Genomic DNA, 9,540 nt, shown 5'->3' with positions numbered 1-9,540 from the left:
TCAGCCATCGTACTCCAATCTGGCTCTGACTTGGGACATCATTGATAGATAGGGTTCGACCCTCAGTTTGTGAACCAGCCTGTGACCTGCCGCGTTAGTCTGACTGGTCATTGTAGCTGCTGCAATAAACCTGTTTGATTCTTGGAGCAAGCTATTCTCCCGCCCAGAAACTGCCTTGACAAAATCAGACAATGCAGCATGATATTAACGCTGATTAATGTTTTGCCCCTCTTCAGTGCCAGTACGCACCATATCTGCATCTGAACTCGGCTCAGCTTATGGGGAGCCTGTTTGGTGACCCGATTGGAGAACCCGCCTGTAGAGCTCCTCGAATTGGGCAGCCTGCGATTCCCAGCTGTACCGGTCGATGACTTTCTTGCGGGCGTTAGCACCCAGCCGCGTCCGAAGATCACCGTTCTTGATGAGTCTGATTACAGAATTCGCAAAATCAGTCGGCGAATCGGCGACGATTATGTCTTCACCGTCGACAACATCTATTCCGTCGCAACTCATAGATGTAGCCACTACCGCCTTTTCCATTGACCAGGCTTCGAGGATCTTGTTCTTAATGCCCGCGCCGGATATGAGGGGGCTGACATAAATCATCGCCCGGTCGAAATACTCTCTCATGTCCTCAACAAAACCCGTGACCTTAACGTTCTTGCGAGATTTTGCCAATTCAAGGACTTGTGGTTCAGGATCACGTCCGACGATCCAGAACTCTACATCCGGGACTTTCTCTTCGATCAGAGGAAGAATCGATTTCGCGAAATTCAGAACGCCCGTAACATTCGGCTCATAGTCCATGACTCCGGTGAAAATCAAAACGGGTCGCCGAGGCGCTTCATTTCTTGATCTGAAATGCTCAGCATCTACACCGTTCGGGATGACCGAAATACGGGTTGTTGGAGAGAGCTTACGCATCACCGCTGCATCGACAGGGGAGACAAGAACGACCTCTTTGAACTTGGGCACGAATCTTCTTTCAAACCGTCGTGTCGCCACCCATTCCAGGAAGAAGCTGAGCTTGCCCGCAAGAGATTTCTGATGCACCATCGTCCTGTAGCAGAACAGGCTGTAGTCATCGACGGCATCACAGACCGCAGGCAGATTTTCCAGTCCCGGGACATAGCGCAGAATGTTCAGGCCAAGGACATGCAGGATATCGAATTCCTTGTTCCTGACTTTTCTCTCGAAAGATTCCAGCATATCCACCGAGAATGAAGTGCGATCGTGATACTCCACCGGCGGGAACCAGACATCGGCTATGCGGCGGAGTATTGATGTGCGAGATCGCTGCTCTGCATCTTGTCTCAGGACAGGGAACAACTCGACCGATGAAAATACTTCTCGGAGTCCAGCAATTGATTGCTGATCATGTTCGCTGAACGATTTGCTCATCAGTGAAATGTCGTGCCGTTTGCTCAATGCCTTGAACAACGGATAGACTCTTACTTCATATCCGCCGTAGAGCGGATACGGCGGCCGCGGGGCTATAACGAGAATCTTCATATATTCGATTCCATCGATGAATCAACCAGACCCACCTTGAATCTTTTTCGTTTCAACATTAGTGCGTAGCGACTCAATGCCATCAGCATTCTCCGCAGTTAGTCATCGAGACCGCGGATCGACAGTCGCCTTCCGATACTGCGAGCCAACGGGAGCACTTTGTTTTTGCCCGCCATAATCAGCCTGCCCTTAAGTGTGTGATTCCCAATCGTAAATGTCAAATGTCTTCTGATTTCGCATCCCCAATCGAGCTTGTATTGATGGGCATCTCCTCCCAAATCATACACGCATTCCTGCTCTTGTTCGAACAGGTGTCGGATGGCGGCAAGTTTCAGGTTGTTACCTGGTGAGTAATACTTGTATCGCTCGTTGTAATCCGATCTGGAACCTGTGTACGAATTCCCGCATCTCAGGTAATAGTCGAATCCGACGTACTTGCCATCGATTTTGATAGTGTAAATCAGCACCTGATCGGATGCAAGCGCTGCTGGTGTGAAACCTAAGTAGAACCGACCCTCCGGCGAGTCGGGCCGCAGATGGTCATTTGTGTCCGCCTTCCAGCTTGCAGCCGAAATCTCGAACATCCTGGGCAGAAATTCCCGCAACTCCTCTTGTGATTCTATTCGGGATATCTCGCCGCTTCCTGCTTCTTCCAGTCGCTTAATGCTATACGCAGTCAAAGTTCGACGGCGCTTTTTCGAGAACGATTGCCAGTATTCCTCCCATGACCCCGAAGTATGCAGATACGGTGAAAGAAGTCCTTCTATCACCTGACTGCCGTGATTGTCGAGGCTGTTTCCGATCAATTCAATGAACTTCTTTGTGGTCGCAGCATTCTCTTCCAAGTTCTTAGCATACAGAACATCCCAGTCAGGAGCGCCTATCACGCTCATCACCAGCGGCTCAAGCAAGTCGCTGTCGGCAACAATGAAATTGCAGCGAGGCGTGATCTCAGTCGAAATGAAACTGAGTGTTTTGACACCAAGACCTCTGATTCGATAGACAGTCCGTCGCATTGGGGCAGCAGCTACAAGTTGGCCATCCCGCCTGATTATCACCACCGCCAGGGTATCATTGGCGAAGTAGGCTTTGATGACTTCTGCGTACCACAGGTGCCTCATGAAGGCATGGTCGACCTCGCTTCCGGACACAAGCTCATCCCACGCGTCCGACAGCTTCAGGAAATCCTCGAGGTTCTCTATGATTTCGATCTTAACCAATTCAGCTATTCTCCGCTCAGCGAACCAGGCCGCAAAGAAATAATCTTTTGCGCAGCCCAGTCGGGAAAGCTTGCCAGAAGTTTCAGCATTTTAGGCGCTCTGTCCATCTTCCTGAGTTCCTCCTGAGCTTCACGATTGCGCGCCAGGAGTATCAGCTCTTTCGCCTTGATCAATCGTTGTTCATCCAGTACCATTGAATACAAGTCACGATACTCGCCAAGGAAATTCGCATCTGCTCCCCAGACTCTCTCGATAACCGAGATTCGTGATTCAGCTGCTGCAAGACTGGACGCATCGGTGAGCCGTCCGGCAGCGTCTCCGTGCTGGCACGATGTCTCACACTCCAGAAAGGCTGAATTGCCGCTGCAAGCTAGATTGCCCATGCAGAGCCAGTCTTCATACAGAGGAATGTCCTCGGCGAAGTACAAAGCGCTACCGGCTTCAGCGCGCCGTACAACGAGAGTCTGCACGGCGACGTAGTTGGAAGACAGTTCAGATTTGTACAAGTTTCCCACGTAGTATCTGATGTCGCAGTACTTCTCTGGCATGTCAGCGATTGACGAGAGCAATTCCGCAGGGCCGAGAATTTCATCCCACGGTCTCGGATCCTTATGCCAATGCTGAAGATAGCTGTGATGCTCGCCACCATTCTCATCGGTTGCCATGAAATCCGAAAATGTAAACAGGATGTCGGGACGAGAGGCCATGAATCTCCGCTGCAGGTCCAGCTTGTGAGGCATCCACTCATCGTCAGAATCGAGAAAGGCGATCAGATCACCCTTTGCCTCTGCTATTCCGCGATTGCGTGCGGCACCCGCGCCAGCGTTTGCAGTACGAATGTAAATTATTGAATCGTTAAATTCGGAGAGTACATCGACGGTGTTGTCGGTCGAACCGTCATCAACCACGATTATTTCGTCTTGCGGCGAGCTGGCTGCGAGAACCGACATCACCGACCTTCTTATCAAGTTAACCCTGTTATAAGTCGGAATAACCGTGGAAACTGATAGAGCATTCATCATTGGCTTTCTCCAGTCATCGATTTCAGTCTGTCACGGGCAACCTTAGCGACAGGCGACTTCCCGAGGAGCCTTCTCGCTCTCGCAGGCAGTGATCCTGTCATCCAGGATGTCAGACGGCGGGGATATATTGAAAGCCTGTAATGAGGCCTCTGCTCCATCTGCCAGTTCCTATGCCACGCCATATCCGTCAGACAATCGATTTCGTCGATGTCTCCACGCTCAATGCAGCGCTCCACTGTCTTCTCGAAAAGCATGTTACCGGGCGACACGGTTGCATTCTCCTCATCGTACGCGATTTTGCAGAGAATCAGCGAGCGACCGAGTTTTGTCGCCATCTGTGCCGCGATGACCCTTCCGTCCGTTTTGAGAAAATGCCATTCGAGCCAGCCAGCCTCAGCCAGCCTGCGAGTCAGTGCTCTGTAAAACTCTACCAGTGACTGCGAGTTGAGGATCGCGGTCCCGCTCCGCCCTTTCCAGCCGGAAGCTTCCACCTGCATCAGCAGTTCGAGATTGCTGTCATCATCTGCTGATCCGCTGGTGAATTCAGTTTCGACATTGGGCAGCATTGCGAGTTTCTTCCTCGCCTTTTTCAGATTCTTGCGGAAATTTGAGCTCAGGCGCTGCAGAGTGTCATCCAATGTGGCGGAAATCGGAAGATACGAGCCCATCCCGTCGGACTCTCTGATAACATCTAACGATCCATTTCCAGCACTCAAAGCACTCAGTCCGGGCGACGACTCTGGAAGGCGGCTCATGGTCAGGCAATAATTCCCGCGAAATGACTCATTGAGCGCCTCTATTAACGTTGGCACTATCGTGTCTGCTCTGGCTGCCTCCGCCAGAAAGTCTACTGATGCAATATGATCGTCGGACGGTGTTTGAATCTCCATGCGCTTGATTCCGAAGTGCCGGCTATGACGAAACAGGAACGGAAACACACCTACCAGATTCTCCCCGCAGTATGCAAGCAGAACCGCCCATGATTGATCCTGAGTCATCCTGTGTTCGAAGTACGACGCGAGCCATGCATATGAGAGCATCGGGAGATGCTGCGGAGTGCGTTCGGCCATGCGATTCCAGTCATCCGCAATTTCCCGTAATGCACTCAGAGACTGAATCATGACGACTCTTATGCCGCTTCTCTCCAGCACCTGGGCAGTATTTGATGTCCTTGCGGAATTCATGGCTCGCTATCCAGTTCAAGTCCAAGAGGCAGAGAGTATTCTCGCGATCGAACTGATCTTTTTGTAGGTCAAATGCACCAAAGCCTAATCTAGTTTCAATCTGTTTTTGATGCCTTTTATCACGTTGGCGACAGGTGAGTTGCTAATCTTCTCACGTATGATTGCTTTCCTTTGCATCTTCTGCAATGTTGCGGAATCTTTGAGTTTCACCTCGAGCAATTTAACTCCCGGAGTACTGACGCATTTCTCGATCACCTGCTCCGGGGAGCCCTGCAAATAGAAATACGCCACTCCGAGGGATCGAGAAAGATCGGCGTAATCGACCGGACCGACTCTTACGGCGTGCTCCTGGCCGAAACTCGCGAGTTGCTGAAATCGAATCGATCCGAGCACAGTATCCGAGAACAGAACCAATGTCAAATCGATGCCTTCACGAACGGCAGTTGTCAATTCCATAGCTGATATCCGGAAGCACCCATCGCCGACTATCGCCAGTATTTTCTTGTCAGGATTGGCAAGGCCGGCTCCTATTGCCGCCGGCAGTCCGAATCCCATAGATTGCATGTCTGATGGCACAACCAATCCACGCGGTCTTTCGACAATCAGATAGTTTCGAGTAAGAGTCTGGTGAAGTCCGGCGTCGGTGACGATAATGGTTTCTCTCGATGCGAGCTCGTTTATCACCTCGAAGAATCTCGAAAGGCCTTCCGTTTCCGCTCCGTCGATCTTAGGCTCGTGCTCCAACCGGCTCGTTCTTTCGATACGCACGTTAGTCTTCATTTTCCCGAAGTTCGCAAATCCTCTCGACCTGTCTGAGAAACTCTCTGCTCGCGCAAGCAGCATCTCTATGAATGTCTTCGCGTCCGAGTGGATTTCCATTTTGGCTGGATAGTTTTTCGATGCGAGCACTTCCTCCGATGCATCCACGTGCACCAGTTTGCTCTGTGGTATGTCGAGAGCAAATCCTGCGGTGCCATTGTGCGAAAACTTGCATCCTATTGCCAGAATCAGATCGCACTTCCCGAATAGCTTGTTAACATGCTCAACCCCGCCGATGCTGTAGTCGATGTCGAATGATAGACGATGACTCTCTGGTATCAGCCCTCTGCCCGAACAGGTGGTTATAACCGGTGACTCCAGCATCTCCGCCAGTCTCACAATCTGCGTGGCAGCATCTGCAGCTCCCTGACCTGCCAATATCGCGACAGCATCCGATTGTGCAATTATATCCGCAACCTCATCAACTTGCCCATCTGTAGCAGACTTGTTCCCGATCGTATCTGGAGACGATTCACCGGGAACGTCGATCTTATCCAGAAGAGAAAGCCTGTCGATTATTACCACCACAGGTCCCGGTTCGCCGGTGACCGCTTCCGTATAGGCCTGCGTCAGGATCGGTTCAATCGACGCGGCTGTATCTATCACAAATGTCTTCTTTACTATCGGGCATGCTATTGCTTCAATGTCCAATGCCTGCAACTTGAACTTATGGTCCAGTGGCTCATTGCGTGTCACAACAATATGAACCATAGCTGCCGAGTCGTGCTTTGCCTCTGCGAGCCCTGGTACCGCATATGCGAATCCCGGCCCCGGAATTGTGAGTATCGCGGCAGTTCTTCCGGATGATCGATAGTAGCCGTTGGCCATGAACGCAGCCGAGGTCTCGCTGGTCGCAAGCACTGTTCTGATCGATGAGTTACGTAACGCTTCATAGAGGTCTATATTCTGTGTGCCGGGAAGGCCGAACACGGTATCGATACCGAGACGTTCCATTACCGCGCAGAAAGCGCTCGCACCACTGATTCTGGATCGATTCATCGACTGCTCCATACGCCCGCGTGTTTGATCAGTCTGCCCATTGCTCCACGTCCCTTGTAGTAGAGGCTGCGGGCGCTCTCGCCAACGCGAAACCTAAGCGCATCCGGTCTGGTCAGAATAAACGTCGTCTCAAGGTCACCGCCGAGTTGGCCTTTGAAGCGTGTGACCGGATTCAAAGCCGCATCTGTGAGATCATTTGCTTTATATCCGGCAGCGGAAAGATCTTCAAATGCTTTCCATCTGAGATAGGGTGTCGAACCGATATTGAGAAATTCCTGATCTGCCGCAGCACAGACCGTATGCGTGACAGGGTGCTCATTTCGCAGAACAAGTTGAGCGGCAATAGAGCGCCCTTCCTTTGTTCTCGCCTGATACAGTCGGCAAAGATTCTGCGACTTGAGCTTTTCGAAGTACTTCCTGAACTCACTGCGCGGCAGGTAGAGAGGCGCATCTTTTCTCTGGTGAGTATCCTCATGCATCCTGAAGAAACTGTCGAAATCGTCGTCATCGGAGAATGTGACATCGTTGCTTTCGCAACGATTGATTAAGCGCCTCAGGTTCTGCTCCATTCTTGATTGAAGCTTTTCAAGATCATCGATTTGAACAACATATGTGTAGCTTGGCTCGGCGCGCCAGCCCGCAGCGAGAAATGGCCTCAGATCTGCGATCGGACTTCGATTGTGGAGCAGCACCCTCCCATAGTCGCACGCTGCCAAATCTGTCTGAAGTGCCGACATTATCTTGATGCTTCTGGATGTATCCTGGTACGGATGGCTGGACTTGTGATTTCCAAGCACAAGCCCGTTGTAATAAAGCAACAGCCGGTTAGATACAAATGTACCGAAAGGGGAAGTATTCTCATAGAGTCCGATCCCTCCGGCGATCTCATCACCTTTAAGGCATGCGAGAATCTTGAAAGATCCTCCCGCAGCGGAACAGAGAGCATCCAGATATTCAGGAGTGCTATAAATGCTGCCCGATGGAGAGCTTGCGACAAATCTATTCCATTTGCTGTAGTCATCTTCAGTCAGAAATCTGGTAGTGAACTCGTTCATCTCTGGAACCGGCTTTCTCTGGACGTTGACAGAAACATTTTCCCGGGATGCACCCATACTAACGCAGACTGCTCATCAGTTTACTGCGAATCCTCTTGGACCACCATACAATTGCCGGCAGCGGATCATCGATGCACAGCACCGGGTATCTGGCGCCAATCCATGATCTCGCCCAGCCGTAAAGGCTCATCTCACCGCTTTTGACAAGCAGTATGCAGATGTTGATGTCAAAGTACGGATGTACCGATCTGGCGCCGACTCGATACTGACGCACGACAGGGACTTTGAGTCCGAGGGCATCCCGGTACGCCATGCCACAGACATCCACGCCGCTGGTTGCTGCAAATTCGACAAACCACCACGGCCGCGCGTTAATCTCCAGGATCTTATATAGTCCGTCTCTTTCGTCGAACTTGAATTCTGCTGAGAATATACCCCGATAATCAATTGCAGGCAAAAACCTTCTCAGATCGTCAGCCGCCTGCTTGACTTCGCTCAACGGGACTGAGACCATATAGGTGCTATTCCCAAAATCGACTGGAAACATGCGCAGTCGCCTCCGCGCAAAGAGAGCACATACACGCCCATTGCGATCGACGAATCCATCGATGAAATAATGATTGTCGGAGGGACCGGGGATGTATTCCTGGAAGAGTACCTCGAAGCCATCTTTCCGTTTCTGCCTATAGTGCTCGACTGCATCCTCGCGAGATGATACTCTGCACGCTTTGACGCTGTAGAACTTGAAGAAGTCATGCGAGTTGTGAGGCTTCAGGAATGAACCGGTGAAATCGTCGATGTCAAGTGATCCGAGCTGCTCTGCCGACTCTATCAGGAATGTCCTCGGATGCGATACACCGTGCTGCCGCAGGGCAGAGGCAAACCGGCCCTTGTCTACGAGCAAATCCAGTGTCTCACGACAAGGTAGGGAGGTTAGGTAGCGATCTGACAATCCATCGGACAATCTTGCCACTGCGCTCGCCCAATTATCTGAGCATGGGACGAGGACTGCCTTTTTGAACGGCAGTTTCTCGAGGAACGATTCCAACTCGTCGGGACTCCGCAGACTTTTGTGCTTGCCGGGAGGTCTCTTTGACCAGCGAGATCGTGCCACAACGCCAATATCTTCCGCAACGCAGTATACGGGAATACCTGCCCTGCCGTAACTTCGCAGAACGCCTAGTGCGGTCAGCCCCGAGCCAAGTACGATCACGGGCACCTTCGGCTGGGCTTTGGCTGAAAGCATGTGCGATTTCCGCCGCCGGTTGCTCTCAGTTTCGGTAGGTCTACGGCTCATCAACCTGCCGCGAGTGCGTGTCAATAGATTATGCATCAGACTCCATCAACTACATCGGTCAGAGCATTGTCTGAGTTCTGACAACATAATAAAGCACTATCCGACCGATATTCCAACCAGTACATCAATATCGATCCGAAAACATCCGGAACTGCTGTCAGCACTCCAGAGGGATTGACTTCAGTCATAATAACCGATCTGGTATGCGAAACAAAGAATACCCCCAAGTGTTTCAAAACAAATCAGATACCGGCATCACCGCAGGCGATCCCTTATATCAGGATTCGGATATCCGGGAGAGAACTTGACTTCGCTGCAGGGATGCGACTTATTCGGGCGGTCGAGGAGATATATTCAAAAGTTGTGGATAGAATAGAATGAGCGTATCCTCTTAATAGTAAACAAGAGAACTCGGGTTTATCCGAGCAGGAG

The 9,540-nt window shown here is 51.2% G+C and carries 7 protein-coding genes; all 7 read right to left on the bottom strand.

Annotated elements, in window-relative coordinates:
• Positions 1–276 precede the first annotated feature (276 nt).
• On the bottom strand, positions 277–1,512 hold the full coding sequence (locus KKH67_00335) for a glycosyltransferase (GenBank protein MBU1317618.1): 1,236 nt from the start codon (positions 1,510–1,512) through the stop codon (positions 277–279).
• Positions 1,513–1,610: 98 nt separating this feature from the next.
• Positions 1,611–2,732, bottom strand: a complete 1,122-nt coding sequence (locus tag KKH67_00330) for a GNAT family N-acetyltransferase (protein ID MBU1317617.1) — start codon at positions 2,730–2,732, stop codon at positions 1,611–1,613.
• Between the two features lie 5 nt (positions 2,733–2,737).
• Positions 2,738–3,754, bottom strand: coding sequence for a glycosyltransferase family 2 protein (locus tag KKH67_00325; protein ID MBU1317616.1), 1,017 nt, complete (start codon positions 3,752–3,754; stop codon positions 2,738–2,740).
• Complete coding sequence (locus tag KKH67_00320; protein MBU1317615.1) at positions 3,751–4,938, bottom strand: GNAT family N-acetyltransferase; 1,188 nt, start codon at positions 4,936–4,938, stop codon at positions 3,751–3,753. The genes KKH67_00325 and KKH67_00320 overlap by 4 nt, the downstream gene beginning before the upstream one ends.
• A gap of 84 nt (positions 4,939–5,022) precedes the next feature.
• Positions 5,023–6,756 carry a thiamine pyrophosphate-binding protein gene (locus KKH67_00315; protein ID MBU1317614.1) on the bottom strand — a complete coding sequence of 578 codons (1,734 nt, stop codon included), beginning with the start codon at positions 6,754–6,756 and terminating at the stop codon, positions 5,023–5,025.
• On the bottom strand, positions 6,753–7,868 hold the full coding sequence (locus KKH67_00310; GenBank protein MBU1317613.1) for a GNAT family N-acetyltransferase: 1,116 nt from the start codon (positions 7,866–7,868) through the stop codon (positions 6,753–6,755). The genes KKH67_00315 and KKH67_00310 overlap by 4 nt, the downstream gene beginning before the upstream one ends.
• Before the next feature lies 1 nt (position 7,869).
• On the bottom strand, positions 7,870–9,144 hold the full coding sequence (locus tag KKH67_00305; GenBank protein ID MBU1317612.1) for a hypothetical protein: 1,275 nt from the start codon (positions 9,142–9,144) through the stop codon (positions 7,870–7,872).
• Positions 9,145–9,540 lie beyond the last annotated feature (396 nt).

Source organism: Candidatus Zixiibacteriota bacterium (genome assembly GCA_018820315.1).
GTDB lineage: Bacteria > Zixibacteria > MSB-5A5 > JAABVY01 > JAHJOQ01 > JAHJOQ01.
Note: the sequence above shows the minus strand (reverse complement) of the source record. Positions and strands in the feature narration are given on the sequence as shown.

Excerpts from the sequence above, each read along its gene's own strand:
- KKH67_00335 (MBU1317618.1), bottom strand. The coding sequence starts at position 1,512 with ATGAAGATTCTCGTTATAGCCCCGCGGCCGCCGTATCCGCTCTACGGC.
- KKH67_00325 (MBU1317616.1), bottom strand. The coding sequence starts at position 3,754 with ATGATGAATGCTCTATCAGTTTCCACGGTTATTCCGACTTATAACAGG.
- KKH67_00320 (MBU1317615.1), bottom strand. The coding sequence starts at position 4,938 with ATGAATTCCGCAAGGACATCAAATACTGCCCAGGTGCTGGAGAGAAGC.
- KKH67_00305 (MBU1317612.1), bottom strand. The coding sequence starts at position 9,144 with ATGCATAATCTATTGACACGCACTCGCGGCAGGTTGATGAGCCGTAGA.
- KKH67_00310 (MBU1317613.1), bottom strand. The coding sequence starts at position 7,868 with ATGGGTGCATCCCGGGAAAATGTTTCTGTCAACGTCCAGAGAAAGCCG.
- KKH67_00315 (MBU1317614.1), bottom strand. The coding sequence starts at position 6,756 with ATGAATCGATCCAGAATCAGTGGTGCGAGCGCTTTCTGCGCGGTAATG.